The sequence below is a fragment of the Ensifer adhaerens genome (assembly GCF_001270265.1).
Lineage (GTDB): Bacteria > Pseudomonadota > Alphaproteobacteria > Rhizobiales > Rhizobiaceae > Ensifer > Ensifer adhaerens_B.
Genome location: NZ_LGAP01000039.1, coordinates 36,691 through 53,159, shown reverse-complemented (window position 1 = coordinate 53,159; position 16,469 = coordinate 36,691). Strand labels below are relative to the sequence as shown.

The 16,469-nt window shown below is 59.3% G+C and carries 14 protein-coding genes; 7 read left to right on the top strand and 7 right to left on the bottom strand.

Annotated elements, in window-relative coordinates:
- Positions 1-244: 244 nt before the first annotated feature.
- Both AC244_RS31700 and AC244_RS31695 read right to left on the bottom strand, forming a co-directional pair.
- The gene (locus AC244_RS31700) at positions 245-979 is read right to left on the bottom strand and encodes an aspartate/glutamate racemase family protein (RefSeq protein ID WP_053252802.1); all 735 of its coding nucleotides are present in this window, start codon (positions 977-979) and stop codon (positions 245-247) included.
- A gap of 3 nt (positions 980-982) precedes the next feature.
- Positions 983-1,618, bottom strand: coding sequence for a flavin reductase family protein (locus AC244_RS31695; RefSeq protein WP_053252801.1), 636 nt, complete (start codon positions 1,616-1,618; stop codon positions 983-985).
- Between the two features lie 192 nt (positions 1,619-1,810).
- Between AC244_RS31695 and AC244_RS31690 the strand changes: the two genes are divergently transcribed.
- The gene (locus AC244_RS31690) at positions 1,811-2,497 is read left to right on the top strand and encodes a GntR family transcriptional regulator (protein WP_053252800.1); all 687 of its coding nucleotides are present in this window, start codon (positions 1,811-1,813) and stop codon (positions 2,495-2,497) included.
- 75 nt (positions 2,498-2,572) lie between these two features.
- Entirely contained in the window at positions 2,573-3,400 is an 828-nt protein-coding gene (locus AC244_RS31685; protein ID WP_053252799.1) for a bifunctional allantoicase/(S)-ureidoglycine aminohydrolase, read from the top strand.
- 111 nt (positions 3,401-3,511) lie between these two features.
- On the opposite strand, the gene AC244_RS31680 is transcribed toward AC244_RS31685, so the two are convergent.
- Positions 3,512-5,320 (bottom strand): ABC transporter ATP-binding protein/permease, encoded by a 1,809-nt coding sequence (locus tag AC244_RS31680; RefSeq protein WP_053252811.1) that lies wholly within the window; start codon positions 5,318-5,320, stop codon positions 3,512-3,514.
- A gap of 279 nt (positions 5,321-5,599) precedes the next feature.
- Here AC244_RS31680 and AC244_RS31675 point away from each other — a divergent pair, with 279 nt between their 5' ends.
- Both AC244_RS31675 and AC244_RS31670 read left to right on the top strand, forming a co-directional pair.
- Entirely contained in the window at positions 5,600-6,448 is an 849-nt protein-coding gene (locus AC244_RS31675; protein ID WP_053252798.1) for a class I SAM-dependent methyltransferase, read from the top strand.
- A 50-nt stretch (positions 6,449-6,498) separates the two neighbouring features.
- Entirely contained in the window at positions 6,499-7,986 is a 1,488-nt protein-coding gene (locus AC244_RS31670; RefSeq protein WP_053252797.1) for a pyridoxal phosphate-dependent decarboxylase family protein, read from the top strand.
- Positions 7,987-8,023: 37 nt separating this feature from the next.
- Here AC244_RS31670 and AC244_RS31665 read toward each other — a convergent pair whose 3' ends face one another.
- Both AC244_RS31665 and AC244_RS31660 read right to left on the bottom strand, forming a co-directional pair.
- Entirely contained in the window at positions 8,024-9,322 is a 1,299-nt protein-coding gene (locus tag AC244_RS31665; protein ID WP_053252796.1) for a S41 family peptidase, read from the bottom strand.
- 115 nt (positions 9,323-9,437) lie between these two features.
- Positions 9,438-10,334 (bottom strand): LysR family transcriptional regulator, encoded by an 897-nt coding sequence (locus AC244_RS31660; RefSeq protein WP_053252795.1) that lies wholly within the window; start codon positions 10,332-10,334, stop codon positions 9,438-9,440.
- A 115-nt stretch (positions 10,335-10,449) separates the two neighbouring features.
- Between AC244_RS31660 and AC244_RS31655 the strand changes: the two genes are divergently transcribed.
- Positions 10,450-11,436 carry a cyclase family protein gene (locus tag AC244_RS31655; protein ID WP_082367291.1) on the top strand — a complete coding sequence of 329 codons (987 nt, stop codon included), beginning with the start codon at positions 10,450-10,452 and terminating at the stop codon, positions 11,434-11,436.
- A gap of 284 nt (positions 11,437-11,720) precedes the next feature.
- Here AC244_RS31655 and AC244_RS31650 read toward each other — a convergent pair whose 3' ends face one another.
- Both AC244_RS31650 and AC244_RS31645 read right to left on the bottom strand, forming a co-directional pair.
- Positions 11,721-12,044: a FliM/FliN family flagellar motor switch protein gene (locus AC244_RS31650; RefSeq protein WP_053252794.1), complete on the bottom strand. Its 324-nt coding sequence runs from the start codon at positions 12,042-12,044 to the stop codon at positions 11,721-11,723.
- 155 nt (positions 12,045-12,199) lie between these two features.
- A complete protein-coding gene (locus tag AC244_RS31645; protein WP_152976194.1) occupies positions 12,200-12,547 on the bottom strand; it encodes a hypothetical protein in 348 nt (115 codons plus the stop codon).
- Between the two features lie 800 nt (positions 12,548-13,347).
- Between AC244_RS31645 and AC244_RS31640 the strand changes: the two genes are divergently transcribed.
- Both AC244_RS31640 and AC244_RS31635 read left to right on the top strand, forming a co-directional pair.
- A complete protein-coding gene (locus AC244_RS31640; protein ID WP_234717088.1) occupies positions 13,348-14,484 on the top strand; it encodes a YdcF family protein in 1,137 nt (378 codons plus the stop codon).
- A gap of 726 nt (positions 14,485-15,210) precedes the next feature.
- Positions 15,211-16,212, top strand: coding sequence for an IS30 family transposase (locus AC244_RS31635; protein WP_053252792.1), 1,002 nt, complete (start codon positions 15,211-15,213; stop codon positions 16,210-16,212).
- Positions 16,213-16,469: the final 257 nt, after the last annotated feature.

Below are 16,469 nucleotides of genomic sequence, written 5' to 3'. Positions count from 1 at the left end.
GCGATATCCGCTCCCACTGCTCGTCCCGAAGGATCAGACGATCCAAAACACCCATGACTGCCTCCAAAAGACAGTCTTGAATCTGATTTGCTCACCCTTGGAAATCCCAAGAGTCCACACGACCTAGCGTCACCGGCGAAGCCAACGCAGGCGGCATAGTCCAAGCGTCATCAGCAGAATAAGAAAAGCTCCGGAGGATCGTTCCTCCCGGAGCTTTTTGTTTTCAGTTACTTGCAGGTGTTTCTTAAGCTACTGAATCCACAATGCGGGCGATTGTCGGAGCCTTGACTCTCGGATAGTCATAGGCACCCACCTTGGAGGTGGAGTAACCGGCGCCAACCAGCGCTTCGGCGAGCTTGATTGCAGCGGTTACGCCATCGATCACCGGCATGCCGGTCCTCTGCTTCAGCCGGTCGCACAGTTCCGACATGCCTGCACAGCCGAGAATGATCGCTTCGGCGCCATCCTCATGCTTGGCGCGCAGGATCTCCCGCACGAGCATTTCTTCCGTATGGGCGAGGTCCTCCTCAAGCGCCAGCACGGGCATGTCCACCGAACGCACCTTGCGACAATGATGGCCGGCACCATAGGCATCGACCAGGTCCTCGATGATCGGCACCGAACGCGGCAAGGTCGTGATGATGGAAAAACGCGTGGCGATGTTCATCGCCACCTGTATGGCCGCCTGGCAGATGCCCATGACCGGTCCGCGTGCGATTTCACGCGCAGCGCCGAGGCCCGGATCGTCGAAGCAGGCGATGACATAGGCATCGACCCCGCGCGCCTCGCCGGCGCGGATCTCGGCAAGCATCGCCGGCACCGCCATGGCCTCGTCCGCATGACCTTCGATGCTGGCGGGGCTTGTGGTCGGGTTGATCGACTCCACCAGCGTGGAGGGTGCGGCAACTCGCTCGGCGCTGCGGTGCGCCTGTTCGGTCATCGAGGCGGTGGAGTTCGGGTTGACGAGAAGGATGCGCATGGATCAGTTCGTTTTCGATTTGGGAGCGGCAAAGGACGCGATGTCGGGTGCCCGCATCTCGAACTGTCGATCGGAGGTGATGTAGTTGTTTGCGTGAAGTCGCGCGATTGGTTGATAGCTCGACGGATCGACATAGTGGCCGTTGTCATCCAGGCAGTCCTTGCGCACATGCATGTGGACGACCTCGCCCAGCACAATGACCCGGCGGTCGTATTCGATCAGCCGCTCGACCCGGCACTCCATAGAACAAGGCGATTCGACGATGCGGCGCGCACCGACCTTGACGCCATCGGCTGCTGTGAGCCCGGCCATCGCCACCTCGTCGACATCCGGTTCGAAGGTGAGGCCGCAGACGAGCATCTGGTCGGCGATTGCCATATCGACCATGTTGACGACGAACTCGCTTGTGCGCCGGATGTTGCTGACCGTGTCTTTCTCTTCGCCGTTCGGGCGTGTCTGAATGCCCAGGATCACGATGGGCGGATCGTGTGAGAAGACGTTGAAAAAGCTCATCGGCGCGGCGTTGTCCTGGCCGTTTGGCGAGAGCGTAGACACGAGTGCGATCGGGCGCGGACCGATGAAATTTGTCAGCAACCGGTAGCGGTCCTGGGCGGGCAGTTCGGTGAAGTCGAAGTCCATCAATGAGCTCTCGGGTCGGGTACGGTCGGTTGTCAAACCAGTCGATAGCCGATGTTTAAGTGGTTGCCACAGCATATCAAGTTACGGTACACAATATTGTCTACAATTTTGTAGTCAATATCAAACTGCAGTGAGTGGAATTGACTTTGAGAGCTGGCCGGCCAGAGTATGCGAACGGCTATGGGAGATTTCATGTACAATGCGGACGAAACCGCCGGAGCGCCGACGGCTATCATTTGTGAGAAGATCTGGCTTGCAATCGCGGAGCGGCGGCTGCGTCCCGGCACCCGCCTCAAGGAAGAGCAGCTTGCCGAGATTTTCTCCGTCAGTCGAGCCCGTATCCGCCAGGCGCTGACCGCGCTGGAACGGGATGGGCTGGTCACGATCATGCCAAACCGTGGCGCCTTCGTGTCCGAGCCGTCTGTGGACGAAGCGCGGGACGTCTTCGTCACCAGAAGGGCGATCGAACAACGCGTCGTTGAGCGCCTGTGCGAGCGCGCCACAGTGGAAGACATCGAGCGCATGCGCTCTCATATCGATGAAGAGCGGATTGCGGGCAGGGCAGGTGATCTGTCTGCAATCGTTCGTCTTTCCGGCGGATTCCATCTGCTTTTGGCGGAACTCTCCGGCTCCGCCTTCCTCTTCGGCATCCTGCGGGACTTGGTTTCGAGAACCTCGCTGATCACCGCCATGTACCGTTCGAACCACCTGCACAATTGCGGGCCGGACGAACATATGGCGGTCGTCGACCGCATCGCGGGGGGGGGCGGGGGCACGGCGGTCCGGGAGATGGCCGAACATCTGCACCACGTCGAGGCGGAACTGGATCTCGATGAAGAGAAGGATCAGCCGCGCGACCTGCGCGCCGCGCTGCTTTGACATTCCATTGGCAATAACCCCAACCGCGCCGCTCTTGTGAGGAGGCGGCGCCTGTTTGAGAACTGAAGGACGGAAATGACTGGTCGTAACTACTATGCGCCCCAAGGCGGCGCGCCGGCACAAACGCAGCTCCTGACCGACCGCGCGGTCTTCACCGAAGCCTATGCGGTGATTCCGAAGGGCGTGATGATGGACATCGTCACCAGCTATCTGCCGTTCTGGGACAAGACCCGCCTGTGGATATTGTCGCGTCCATTGTCCGGTTTTGCTGAAACATTTTCGCAGTACATCATGGAAATCGCTCCCGGCGGCGGCAGTGACCGGCCGGAACTCGACGAGGGCGCCGAGGGTGCGCTGTTCGTCGTCGAGGGTGAACTGACCGTCACGCTCGACGGGAAGGAACATCGGATGCTGCCCGGCGGCTTCGCCTTCATTCCACCTGCCAGCAACTGGGCGGCGCATAACAGAAGTGAAGCACCCGTTCGCTTCCATTGGGTCCGCAAGGCCTACGAGTTCGTCGACGGCCTTCCCGCTCCCGAAGCCTTCTTCACCAACGAGGCCGAAATCACGCCCGCCGCCATGCCCGGAACAGAGGGGAAGTGGGCAACGACGCGTTTCGTCGACCCGACCGATCTCCGGCACGACATGCACATGACCATCGTGACCTTCGAGCCGGGCGCGATCATTCCCTTTGCCGAAACCCACGTGATGGAGCACGGCCTCTACGTGCTCGAGGGCAAGGCCGTCTATCGGCTCAACCAGGACTGGGTCGAAGTCGAAGCCGGCGACTACATGTGGCTTCGAGCATTCTGCCCGCAGGCCTGCTACGCCGGCGGCCCCGGCAAGTTCCGCTATCTGCTCTACAAGGACGTCAACCGTCACATGAAACTGCGCGCGCGCTAAGATCCGCGGCAACATTGTCTACCGAAACAGCGCCTTCCGAGAAGGCGCTGTTTCTTTTTAATCAAATGGATGCGTTAGCAATTTAATGTACTGCCTTCAGCGCAGGCGCTGTCAATCGACCAGTTGTGGATTGGTCGGGCGCAGGCTCTTTGGCCGGATCAGACGCAACGAACCGCCGGCGGCGTCCTTTTCGAGTTCCAGCACGCGGGTGAAGAAGCCGTTGGCGCGTTCCTTGCGACCGATGTTGACGATTGCCGCTTTGCCCATTTCCTGGTCGAGGAAGGTCATGACCTTGCGATAGGTATCGTCCTCCAGCGTGTCCAATGCCTCGTCGATGATCAGCCAACGCGGCTTGTGCAGCCCGAGGCGCGCAATCGCCAGAAGGCGCATTTCCACTTCGCTTAGATTGAGTTTCTTGCGCATGTCCTGGTCGAGGCGGTCGGCGAGGCGGCCAAGGCCAACCTTGGAAAGCACGCCGCTGAGTTCGCCGTTCTTGAAGGTGTCGGGCGTTTTGGGAAAGGCGAGCACTTCCTCCAGCGTGCCTGGTGCAAAGTACGGCGATCGCGAAACGAAGGCGAGGCCGTCATCAATCGGAAGCGAGATGCGGCCGTGCCCCCAGGGCCAGAGGCCAGCAATGGCCCTGAAGAACGGCGCTTTTTCAACCTCCGGCGCGCCGGTGACAAGCACCCGTTCGCCCGGATTGATTGTGACATTCGGCTCGGAGAGCTTGATGCAGCCGGCGGCCGAGACGATTTCGATATGATCGAACATCATCTGCGGGCCGTCCGCCGTAACGAATTCGATCCGCTTGTCGCCTTCGTGCCGGTCGTCGATGACGAGCAGCGCCGAGCGGAAGGCGGCGACGCGCATCAATGTCGCGCGCCAGTCGGCAATGGCGCCGATGTTATCGACGAACCAGCGCAGCGACGCGTGCACCTGATTGAAGGCACCGACCGCCATCATCAGACCGCCAAAGCTGAGATTGCCGGCAAAATAGACGGGCGAGGCGATGACGATCGGCGCGACGACGGTGATCCAGCCATAACCCGCCGTGACCCAGGTCAGCCGCGTGACGGCGAGCAGCAGGCTTTGGCTGATCTCGAGAACCGACGACAGGTCGGCTTGCAGCCGGCGTTTCTCGTTTGCCTCGCCCGATGACAGCGAAACCGCCTCGATGTGCTCGTTGATGCGCATCAGCGAGAAGCGCAGCGACGCCTCGCGGGCGTAATGTTCGCCGTTGAGCTTGACCAATGGACGACCGACGAGCCAGCTCAGCCATGACGCCGTGCCCGCGTAGAGAATCGCAGCCCAGACCATATAGCCCGGGATGTTGATGGCCATGCCTGAGATGTGGAAGACGAACCCGTCTGACAGCGACCAGAGCACGCCGATGAAGCCAGTGAGCAGGATGCCCGATTGGATCAGGCCGATCGTCAACCCGGCCGAGAGATCCGAGAGATGGCGTGCGTCTTCGTGGATACGCTGGTCGGGATTGATGCCAATGGCGCCGGCATTGGCCAGCCGGAAGGCGCGCGTCGGCTTCATCCATTCGTTGATGAGGTCGAGCGTCAGGCCTTCCCGTAGCTTCAGCCGAACAAGCTGGCCAAGCCATGTCTGCAGCACATTGAGAACGAGCAGCGCACCGGCGATCTGGGCGAAGACCACGAGCTGGTGCAGGAATGCCTGCAGATCGCGTCGCTCCAGCGTGTCGTAGAAAGGTTTGTACCATCGATTGAGGATGATCTGACCGAAGGCCGTCGTCACGATCACCGTCAGGATACCGAGGGCGAGCCAGATGATCCGGTTTCGGAGTGGCGAAGCCATGAAGGCCGCGTGCATCATCCGCAACTGGGCGCTGAGGGGTTGTTCGTCGTTGGCCTCTACCCGACCATTGTTCTTGCCGTTTGTAGGGTTCGGCATCGATGCGAATCTCTCCGTCACGATCTCCACAGGGGAAATATAGCCTGCCGAGCCCGGTCTCCCTAGCGCCGATTGTCGTTATGCAGATCAGCCGAAGGTAATTTGAGTGGGCCCTGTTGCCCAAGCAACAGCATTCGAACTGCTAAATTTAGTTCGACGGGGCATAGACAACAGTGCGGGCGCGCGCCCCAATAGGCACGAAATTGATTGTATCCTTATCCAGAAGGCCCATAGTTCCGACCGACGAGACAGGAAAGCGCATCCACTGGAGGAACGTGCATGTCCAATAATCTCGACCAGATCCGTGAGCAGCAGAAAGATATCTGGGACCGGTTCTCAACCGGCTGGAAGAAATGGGACGAGTTGGTGTTGGGCTGGCTCGCCCCGTTCGGCGATGCAATGATCCACCAGGCCAAGCTCAGGGATGGTGACCATGTTCTTGATGTCGCGGCCGGGACTGGCGAACCCGGACTAACGGCCGCCGCCTTGATCCCGAATGGCCGCGTCACGGTAACAGACCTTTCCGAGCGCATGCTCCAGGTGGCCGCCGAGAATGCCCGACATCGCGGTCTCAGCAATTTTACAACCGAGATATGCGACGCAAGCACCCTACCGTTTGCTGATAAATCTTTCGACGCAGTACTGTGTCGGTTCGGGTTTATGTTTTTCCCGGAGATCGGCTCGGCGGCGCGACAATTCGCCCGTGTGGCGAAACCTGGCGCGCGTGTTTGTGCCGCTGTTTGGAGCGGGCCTGAAAAAAATCCCTGGGCGACGACAGTCATGGCAACGATCGCGCGCCACGTGACCTTGCCTGCGCCGATGCCTGGAGCACCCGGCCTGTTTCGTTGTGCCGCCGAGGGCATGATGTCGGCGGCATTCGCCGACGCCGGTTTGGTAGATGTCGACGAACAGGAGATTTCGACGACGATGGTGCACGAGACGCCCGAACGGTATTGGACCTTCATGACCGAAATAGCTGCGCCCGTGGTCGCCGGGCTGGCTCAAGCGGACGCCGCGACGCGCGAGGCGATCAAAGATGAAGTTCTTGATCTGGCGCGTCAGTCCATGCGCGTCGACAGGGTCGAGTTACGTTCCACCGCCACGATTGTCACTGGAACACGGAAATAAAGGCGGCAACACAGTTCCTAGAACAAACATCCGCAGTGTGGGAGGCCTGAATGGCTGTATCGCCGACAGAACACGAGCCCGTCGAGGAAGACACGCTTGACCCACAAGACTGGGCTGCGCTACGGGCTTTGTCACACCGGATCATCGATGACGCCATCGATTACATCAGTGGAATCCGCGATCGACGTGTCTGGCAGGATATGCCGGAGGAAGTCCGCGCATCGTTCGCCACAGCGCTGCCCCGGTCGCCGACGCCGACGGACGAAGTCTACCGCGAGGTGGCTGCGAGTATTTTGGGTTACCCAATGGGTAATATCCATCCGCGTTTCTGGTCCTGGTACATGGGGTCGAGCAATTTCACCGGAGCACTCGGCGACTTTCTTGCCGCCGTCCAAGGCTCCAATCTGGGCGGCGGCAATCATGCCGCAGCACTCATGGACCAGCAGGTCGTCAATTGGTGTAAGGAGATGCTGGGATTTCCAGCCTCGTCCAGCGGCACGCTCGTCAGCGGTGGATCGGTTGCCAACATCATCGGCCTTACCGTCGCCCGTAACGTCAAAGCCGGCGTCGATGTCCGGGAGCTTGGTGTTGCGGCAATCGCGCGGCCGTTGCGCTACTACGGTTCCGACCAGATGCACAGTTGTCACCGCAAGGCGATGGAGACGCTTGGGCTTGGAAATCATGCGCTCCGGCGCATTCCGACCGACGCCGAACTGCGCATCGATGTGGATGCGCTGAGGCGTGCGATCACGGAAGATCGCGCGGCGGGGTACATGCCTGCCTGCGTGATCGCGACAGCTGGCACCGTCAACACCGGCGCTATCGATGATCTGCAGGCGCTCGCAGCATTGGCGGCAGAAGAAGACCTCTGGCTGCACGTCGATGGCTGCATCGGCGCGTTGATCGCCATTGCTCCTGAGAACCGCTTTCGCGTCGCCGGGATCGAGAAGGCCAATTCGGTGGCGCTCGACCCGCACAAGTGGCTGCACGCGCCATTCGAGGCTGGCTGCGTGTTGATCCAGGATGCTTCGGCCCATCGCGGGACCTTTGCAGTGACGCCGGAATATCTGGTGGCAACCACGCGCGGTCTGGCCGCAGCGCCCTGGCTTTACGACTATGGCCTGCAGACGACACGCGGCTTCCGGGCGCTGAAGATCTGGATGTCGCTGAAGGAGCACGGCATCGCCAAGTTCGGCCGGCTCGTCGACCAGAACATAGCCCAGGGACAATATCTGAGCGGCCTGATCGAGGCTGAGCCTTCGCTCGAACTGGTGGCGCCGACCAACATCAATATCGTCTGCTTCCGTTACCGCAGCGAAGGCAAGCACGGCGAAGAATTGAAAGCGCTCAACACCGAGATCATGCTGCGCCTGCAGGATGCAGGCACCGCAGTTCTCTCCGACACGACCGTGCACGGTGAGCATTGCCTGAGGGTCGCGATCAACAATCACCGCACCAGACGGCAGGACTTGCAGCTGCTCGTCGACGAGGTCGTCCGGCTTGGTCGGGAAATCGTTTGGGCGAACGCGGCAGCCTGAATGACCCTGCAACGGGGCAAAGGCGTGACGTTTGTCGTCACCGTGTCAGCGACGGCAGGCGTGGCGTGACGATGCGGTCCGAGGTGCCGTCGGCAAGAAGCCGAAGAATCTCTAAGACCGCGGCTTCCCGTTGCGGATCTCGGCCGGCGGCATAGGCGAGGGGAAGGTCGACACGAATGTCCGGGGCTATTCCGTTTCCTTCCAGCCGGACGTCGTCGTCGATGACCGCATCGGAGACGGCAATTTCCAGCAGACTGTCGTCGGGGAGGATATAGGCACGGCCTGCCAACAGGGCGCCGGCGGTGCGCTCGCCCACCAGCGGAATGCCGTTTATCCTGAGCGCATAGGCGAAAAGCTCGAGGCCGCTGCGCGTGCCCTCATCGACCAGCGCCACCACCGGACCGCGCCAGCGAACATTTGCGAATGTCGCTTGCCCATGCCGCGGGATCAACCGGAACGACGGCGTGTCACCTACGAAGAGTTCGGCGGCGTCCGCCGCACCACCACCCCAGCGTCCGCGAAGGTCCACGACCACACCGTCGACAGCGCTCAGGCGACCGTCCGAAAGCTCGCGTGCGACGATATCCAGCCCGTCGCGCGTTGACAGGGTCCAGAACCTGACATAGCCGATCGTTCTTCCGTCGCGTTTGCTGACTGCGATGCTGTTCTTGATCGCCTTTTCGAATGTTGGGAGCGGGCGCATCCGTTCGACCGCAACCTTGACACCTATTGGCGCCGCGTTGGCCTTGCGGCGCAGACGGACGTCGACCGACTGCCCGACCTTACCTTTAAAGGAGGCGATTTCGCGATAGGGCAATCCATCGACGGCGAGGATCTCGTCGCCCATGATGACGCCTGCCTTTGCTGCCGGAGAGCCATCATAGACATCGCTCACGAACCTGGCATTGCCTATCACCTGCGTGACCATGCCGATGCCGGGATAGCTCACGTCTCCTTCCGGCGGAAACAGCCGCCGCAGATCATCACGGATGGCGAAACGAAAGATGTCGCTCAGCTCGAAGTAGGCGATTGTGTCCGGTCTGAAGCGGCCGTTGTGGGACGCCTGCAGGCTGGCAAGCGCTACGTCGATCGCAGCATCAACGCGCGCGACAGAACCGGTCGTGGAAAACGCCGGTCTCGCGGCTTCGATTTCTTTCCTCGCAGTTTCGTTGAAGCGGCCCAGTGCGGTTTCGTCGTGAAACTCGGAGTTCACCAACGCGATGACGCGGTCGAAGACTGCATCGCCCGACCGCGGCAGTTTCGCCGCGAATGTGCCCGCAGACATGAGCGCCAGCAGGAACGCGGTTTGTAATACCTTAGACATCGCGTTGTGCATCGGCGGTCTTTCGGGTCGTTTCCGCTCATTATCGGCCTAAGCGCGGCCGAGGCGAGGCGTCGCATCGCAAAATTGCGTGATCGCCCTGCGGCCGGCTGCCCGCGCGCAAGCCTGGCTAGAAACCGGCTTGCCGAAGCTCGCCTGCGAGAAATTCGGTGAAGACCCTCACCCTAGGCAGAAGCAGGCGGCTGGGCGGATAGACCGCGTAGATGCTGCGCCGGGCGAGCTTGTGCTGCGGCAAGATCCGCAGGAGCTTGCCGTTGGCAAGGAGCGGGTTGGCGATGAAGGACGGCAAGACGCCGATGCCAACGCCGGACTGGATCATCTCGCAAAGCATCAGGCTGTTGTCGACGACGAAGCGTGCAGGCACATCGATACTCGTTGCACCGTCTGGGCCTTCCAGCACCCAGTTGCCCGGTTGGTCGGCGAGGCGGTAGGCCAGGCAATGATGGTTCTTGAGATCGCCGACCTCTGTCGGCGTGCCGTTTGCTGAGAGGTAGGCGGGTGCTGCGCAGATGAATTGCTCGATCTCGCCCAGCCGCCTGGCAACCAGGGATGAATCCGCGAGCGCCGCGCGCACGCGGATGGACAGGTCGAACCCCTCAGACACGACGTCGAGCACATGGTCGTCAAGTCTCATGTCCACCTTCAACTGCTGATGAAGCGTCATGAAGCGGGCCAGCATCGGTGCGAGTACGGTCAGGCCGAAGGACAAGGGCGCATTGATCCGGAGCCGACCATTGATCTCTCCGGCTTCCCCGGAGGTCGTCCGTTCCAGATGGTCTAGTTCGTCGAGCAGCCGGCAACATTCTGCAAAGTAGCTGTGCCCTGTCTCAGACAGGCTCATGCGGCGCGTCGTGCGCACGATCAGCACTGTGCCGAGGCGCGCCTCGAGCTGCCGGATCTGCTTGCTGATCGACGCGTTCGATTGCCCCCGCTCTTCCGCCGCCTTGTTGAAGCTCTGAAGTTCCACGACACGGCGGAACGAGCGCATGGCAGCCAGCAGGTCCATATTTTCTCCAGAGTAAATTATGTTTTCGTTCTATCGCTGATTATTCGCGTAAGCGCCAGCAATAAGGTGGGCTCAGCTTCCCGATATCAGGGAAAGCGAGAAGAAGGAGTTCATCATGTTCGACACAACAGTTTTCAGCCGCGCCCTGGCTGTCTCCCTCATTGCCGGTCTCGTCGGCAGCGCGGCTTCAGCGCAAGAGGTTGGCAGGAGCCCATGGGGGCCGAAGGATGAGATCGGACGGCTCAATCTGATCACGCCTGAATCCCGCGCCGCGATCCTGTCGCGCATCGATGGTGGCAGGTCCTACGATCTTGCGGTCGAGTATTTCATCGGCATGCCAAGCTGGGAGGCGGCCGGCGATCCGCCATACCAGATGTGGATGACCCACACACCGCACGGCACCACGGTTTCCGACCCGATGAAAGTGGGCAAAGAAATGAATGGCCATGTCAGTTACACGGGCTCGGCCGTGTCTATGTATGCACATATGGGAACGCATATCGATGCGCTGAACCATTTCGGTCTGAACGGCAAGATCTGGAACGGCTATGCTGCAACCGACCACCTGGGCGACCAGGGCTGGACTGTCACGGGCGCTGAGAAGCTGCCGCCCATCATCGCACGCGGTGTCATGATCGATGTTGCGGCAGCCAAGGGCATGCAGATGCTTCCGGATAATTACCGGGTGACGCGCAAGGATCTGCAAGAGGCGCTCGATAGCCAGGGCCTGGAGCTCCAACAGGGCGATGTCGTGCTGATCCGCACCGGGCGGATGCAGCATTACGAGAACGCATCCGCCTATATGAGCAATCCCCCGGGACTGAGCATCGATGCCGCAAAGTTCCTGGTCGAGGACGGTGGTGCCATGGTGGTGGGCGCCGACAACCTCAGCTTCGAGGCGTTTCCTGCCGAAACCGACAACAATTATGTTCCGGTCCATACCTACCTACTCGCCCAACAGGGCGCGCCGATTATCGAGCTCATCAATCTCGAAGGGCTGTCGAAGGATCGTGTCTACGAGTTCGCGTTTGTCGGCGCCTCCTTGAAGTTCCGCGGTGCGGACGCGGCACCGATCCGCCCGGTGGCCTTGCCGCTGCGATAACGGTTGGCTAGCGCTTGTCGACGACTTTCCCACAGAGACGCCGCGGGCAAGGCCTGCGGCGTTTTGCAACGTCTTAACGCCCCTCTTTCAGACCGTGATCCCGTTTTCGCCTGATGGGGGCTCAATGAGGTGGAGGCCATGGCTGTGGCCGTGACGGCCAAGAGGCTGGCCTGCCTCTCATTGCCTATTCGACGTTGGCTCCAACTCAGGTCACAATCACCCAAACGCAATCCTGGATTGTTAACCCATCTCGCTGATTTCAAGATGGAGTCCGCTAGCGTTAACTAGCGACGCCTGCCGTGAGAAATCTCGACGATTTTGACGCCAATGGCGGTCTTGGATTCGTTGAAAACAATCTCGCCTCTGCCAATGACCGTGCCGTTGACCTTGAGGTCAACCGGGTCTCCGAAATTGGTGTCGAGATCTATGTGATCATCCCGGTGCAGCTTGGACAATTGGGCAACAGTCAACCTGCTGCGGCCGAGGACTGCCTCGATGACGAGGGGAATGCCTTGTACTGCATATTCGCCAATGGGCGCGCTTTCTGGCGGAACAGGGCCGTTGTCGATTTCCGGCAAGCCATTGTACAAAGTTTCGTTCATCATCATGCACCACCCCAAAACACTGGTTTACAAGTCCTTAACAAAAGGGTTGCGCCAGTTCGCCGTGGCAGGCAATGGCGCCAGGGAGGGCAGGGGCCGTGCGTCTTATGCGAGCGTTAACATTCCGTTAACATCCACAAAGGCCGCACCTGAAACACCTCCTAGAGTGTCATTGCGGACCAACTTCCTTCCCGCTTCTCGAACCCGATCGCCCAACGACCGTCAGGCAGCTTGTCACCGAGTCGGACGATGTAGACGTAGCCGCCATAGACCATCAGGCTGCGGTCGCCGTCGCTGAACACGATCTCGAACTTCGGCGGGCTTGCCGTGCTAGTACCGCTTGCCGGCGCGATCTCAGGCAGCGGAACGTCGTTCCAGGGCAAACTTGGGTAAGACGCCACATAGAGTATCGCGGCCACGGCCGTAACGGCGCAAATGGAAAGCGCTGCAGTTTGCGAGTTGAAGCCGATAGACCCCATTAGGTTCGGCTGAAACGTGGCAGCGGCCAATGTGCATTCCTCCTATGTTTTGCTGATGATTGGGCTGAGTTGGGCCAATGGCGCACTGAGGCGTTCGCCGCGTCGCAGCTTACGACCACTCAGCAGAGCTACCTCGGATTCCGCTTTATGTTGCGACTCAGCGCCGCTTCAGCGCTCATTGCGAAGCATTCCATCCAGGCTTTGGCAGGACAACGAGATTGAGCTCGGTTTCCACACCTTTCGATTGCTTCCCAAAGACGGCCACACTCAAACCCTGAGCAAGCAAACTTGTCGCAGTATCACGGCACTTTGGTGCCCAAAGGGACAAGCGAATGCGCCACGCGTGGGGTGCTCTTCGTAACCCTATTGGATCTTGGACGACAATAGGATCCAGTCGCAACTGCCGGTCCGTGCCGGCCACGGGGACATGTCAGGGAAATGTTGTAGGCGAACTGGGCGTCTCGAAATCGCTGATTTTCTGCATGCGTCATGCTCGCAGTTCCAAGTGGCTAACGATGTCGCCGCGCTTCTTCTCAGATTGGAGACTCTAAAGATGCAATACCAATAAAATACCAATAAACGATTGTCTTCAAGCGTCGACACCGCCAATAGCTCTATCTTATTATAATATAATTGTTATTCTGGCACTGCGCTGCCAGTGGTTTGACGGGCTCATTAACGTCGACTGGACAAGTGGTTATTTGTTGGTATTACTACCCAGGAGCCGGGCCTCCGTTATGGCCGCAACGGTTCGAGAGTGATCACGGAAAATACATTTCGGTCCGGTCGTGAATTGGTCCGGCGAGTCAGCGGAAAACTGGGAGAGTTAAATGAAGCTGAGATCCATTTTTGCCCTCATCACGGGGTCGACCATGCTCGTATCGGATGCCACACGCGCGCAGAATGCGGGCAGGGCGAGGCGCCACATTCTTGGCGTCTTGACAGCAACGGCCTGCTTTATTTCGGCCGTTCCAGTCAGTGCCTTTGATCAAGCCAATGCTGACCGTATCAAACAGTTGGTCGACACGGGCATGCAGTACTACTGGTCGGGTGGCGACGTCAAAAAAGCCGAAGCCGAAGTCTTCAAGGGCATCACCCTGCATGGCAAGTACGATGTCGTGGAGGCCGCTTTCAAGGAAGCGTCGACGTTAGCTCCCGAACGTCTGGATTTTCAGTACGCCGTCGCATCAACGCAGATCATTCAGAAAAAACTGGACGAGGCACAGACGACATTTCAGGGAATCCTCGAAAAAGATCCGACTGCCTTTGACGCGCAAAGCTGGTTGGAGGCCATTGCTCGGATTCGTGGCGATGAGACGAGCATAGCGCTCGCTCATCAAGCTCTCGCCGGGCTCGATCGCGAACGAGCAGAGGTGTATCGCAAGCGTTTTGTCCGCGCGGAGCAGATCATTGCGGAAAAGCCAAACTTCGATGTACCGACACTGCCTGGCAAGGTGACGGTGGTCGCGCTCGGATATGCGTTGGCGGACGACGGGACGGCCCAGCAAACTCTGCTTGATCGCCTCGAAGTGACATTGAAAGCCGCCCAAGCCAATCCCACAGCACTAGTGATGGTGAGTGGTGGAGTGCCGAAGAAAGGTGTTACCGAGGGCGACATCATGTCTAAGTGGCTGGTCGACAAGGGTATCAGTCGTGATCGCATCATGATTGAGGACAAATCAAAAGATACGATCGGCAATGTTGTCAACGCTGCCAATCTGTTGGTGCGGCATCAGGCTGATACCGTAATTTTGGTGACAAGCTCAAGCCATATGCGCCGCGCTCGTACCGTGATGGAAGATGCGTTGAAGCAACGCGATTTGGCGACCACCGTCGTGCCACTGAATGCGCTGGACGCACCGTCTCAGGAAGAGGCGGCAAAGGTGGGGGCTGACGAGCGGTTGGTAATCTACCGGGATCTGATGCGTGTATCGGGTGTCTGGGCTTACCCTGGCCTTCAGCAGTAATCGCTGCGCCACGCCAACAAAATGCTTCAAAAAGGCTGCGCGCCCAATCCATATTTGAGATGGACGGGCGCGTAAGCAGGCACGGTGGGTGGCTCGGAAGGACGCGCCTCGGGTGACACGACCAGACGGCGAGCCGTTGGCATTGGTAACGGCGCACAGCGTTAAAAACGCGCCTTCCTCCAGCCGAGCGGTTTAAGAACGGACGCCTAAACGAGGACGAGCACGCCGAAGTTAGCGCGACGCAGCGGTCTGGATTTGTCGGCGCTGGAGGCGCACGACACCGCCGGACGCGAGCTACCGAAAGTCAGCGAATCCCGGCAGCTCATTCAGAACTTCGAGAAGTTCAACGTGCGTTGAGTGCTTCGCTAAAGTTTAAGTCGATAGATAGCGTCCAGCACTGCGAACATCCGGCGTTTTTCCAAAGACCGAGATTACTGATTATTCGAAGCTGGTCAGTTGCATTGTCGTTGGGTGCTAATAGCCACACAGGTTATCAGACGCCGCTGGACCACGGTCCGAAATACGTCGCGAGCTGAGCGCAGACACCTGGAAACTCGACGTTGTTTGCGTTGGGAGATTTGATGCTGCGTTTTACGGTTCGTCAAATAGCCTACCAAAGACAGTTCCATAACGTATGTTATGTGACATCGCTTTGTAGCCGGGTACATTCTAATTTGAAGTGCGACATGCCAATGATTTCAATGGTTTCCCCTTGGAGATTTTGGGATGTCACGAAGCTATTCGCAGCTGAATCTGGCTGATCGTCGCCGCCTCTACCACTTTGTCGTACGCAAGGTGCCGATCCAGGAAATGGCGCGCCAACTCGGCCGTCACCGCTCGACGATCTATCGCGAGATCAGGCGCAATACATTCCATGATCGCGAGCTGCCCGAATATAGCGGCTACTTCCCAACGGTTGCTGACGACATCCGCAAAGAGCGGCGGCGGCGTTTGCGGAAGCTGATGCGGCACCCGCAATTACGCGAACTGGTCGTCGAGCAGTTGGAGGCGCTTTGGTCACCGGAACAGATCGCCGGCCGCCTGCTCGCCGATGGCGTCAGCACCGTGCGGGTCTGCACCGAGACGATCTATCGCTTCATCTACGGCAAGGAAGATTATGCGCTGGAGCTCTATCGGCATCTACCGGAAGGCCGCCGCAAACGGCGCCCTCGCAGCTCCAGGAAACCCCGTGACGGCGTCTTTCCTGGAGCCTGCAGGATATCACAACGGCCTGATTTTATTGATGATCGGTCGCAATTCGGCCACTGGGAAGGCGACTTGTTGATCTTCCAACGTGACCTGGGCACTGCCAACGTCACCTCACTGGTTGAGCGCAAAAGCCGCTACACCGTGATGATCAAAAACCAGAGCCGGCATTCGCGACCGATCATGGACAAGATCATCGAAGCATTCTCTCCTTTGCCAGCCTTGGCCCGGCAGAGCTTCACCTTTGATCGCGGCAAGGAGTTCGCCGGTTTCAAGGCTTTGGAAGATGGCATCGGCGCCCGTAGTTGGTTCTGCGACCCCAGCGCACCGTGGCAGAAAGGTGCGGTGGAAAACACCAACAAACGCATCCGCCGGTTCATGCCAGGCAATACGGACCTCGCGGTCATACCGCAGAACGCGCTCAATCGGCTGGCACGCGACCTCAACAACCAGCCGCGAAAGTGCCTCGGTTACAGAACCCCGGCAGAGGTTTTTGCTACACATTTGCAGGGACGGGAGTGATCCCCTACCCTTCAAAACAGGCATGATGCACTTCGCTTAGGTTCTCCACGGCAGTTTAGAGATGCGACATATGCGCCAGTTAGAGATGCGACAGTCGTCGCCTCTTGGGAGGCTGGTCGAACGTCAGCGTGGGGAAGCAAGATAAGCGACGTGCATCGTGGCCGAGGCCATTTGTGTTGAAGTCGTCATGTCGTGTTTGATGCCGCCGGCAGGCAAAGGCATGTGAAACCCCGGCCGGGGCCCGCTACTCTGCCCGA

Bases quoted from the DNA above. Each gene is read 5' to 3' on its own strand.
- AC244_RS31700 (WP_053252802.1), bottom strand. From the start codon at position 979: ATGCGCATCCTTCTCGTCAACCCGAACTCCACCGCCTCGATGACCGAA.
- AC244_RS31695 (WP_053252801.1), bottom strand. From the start codon at position 1,618: ATGGACTTCGACTTCACCGAACTGCCCGCCCAGGACCGCTACCGGTTG.
- AC244_RS31690 (WP_053252800.1), top strand. From the start codon at position 1,811: ATGTACAATGCGGACGAAACCGCCGGAGCGCCGACGGCTATCATTTGT.
- AC244_RS31685 (WP_053252799.1), top strand. From the start codon at position 2,573: ATGACTGGTCGTAACTACTATGCGCCCCAAGGCGGCGCGCCGGCACAA.
- AC244_RS31680 (WP_053252811.1), bottom strand. From the start codon at position 5,320: ATGCCGAACCCTACAAACGGCAAGAACAATGGTCGGGTAGAGGCCAAC.
- AC244_RS31675 (WP_053252798.1), top strand. From the start codon at position 5,600: ATGTCCAATAATCTCGACCAGATCCGTGAGCAGCAGAAAGATATCTGG.
- AC244_RS31670 (WP_053252797.1), top strand. From the start codon at position 6,499: ATGGCTGTATCGCCGACAGAACACGAGCCCGTCGAGGAAGACACGCTT.
- AC244_RS31665 (WP_053252796.1), bottom strand. From the start codon at position 9,322: ATGCACAACGCGATGTCTAAGGTATTACAAACCGCGTTCCTGCTGGCG.
- AC244_RS31660 (WP_053252795.1), bottom strand. From the start codon at position 10,334: ATGGACCTGCTGGCTGCCATGCGCTCGTTCCGCCGTGTCGTGGAACTT.
- AC244_RS31655 (WP_082367291.1), top strand. From the start codon at position 10,450: ATGTTCGACACAACAGTTTTCAGCCGCGCCCTGGCTGTCTCCCTCATT.
- AC244_RS31650 (WP_053252794.1), bottom strand. From the start codon at position 12,044: ATGATGATGAACGAAACTTTGTACAATGGCTTGCCGGAAATCGACAAC.
- AC244_RS31640 (WP_234717088.1), top strand. From the start codon at position 13,348: ATGAAGCTGAGATCCATTTTTGCCCTCATCACGGGGTCGACCATGCTC.
- AC244_RS31635 (WP_053252792.1), top strand. From the start codon at position 15,211: ATGTCACGAAGCTATTCGCAGCTGAATCTGGCTGATCGTCGCCGCCTC.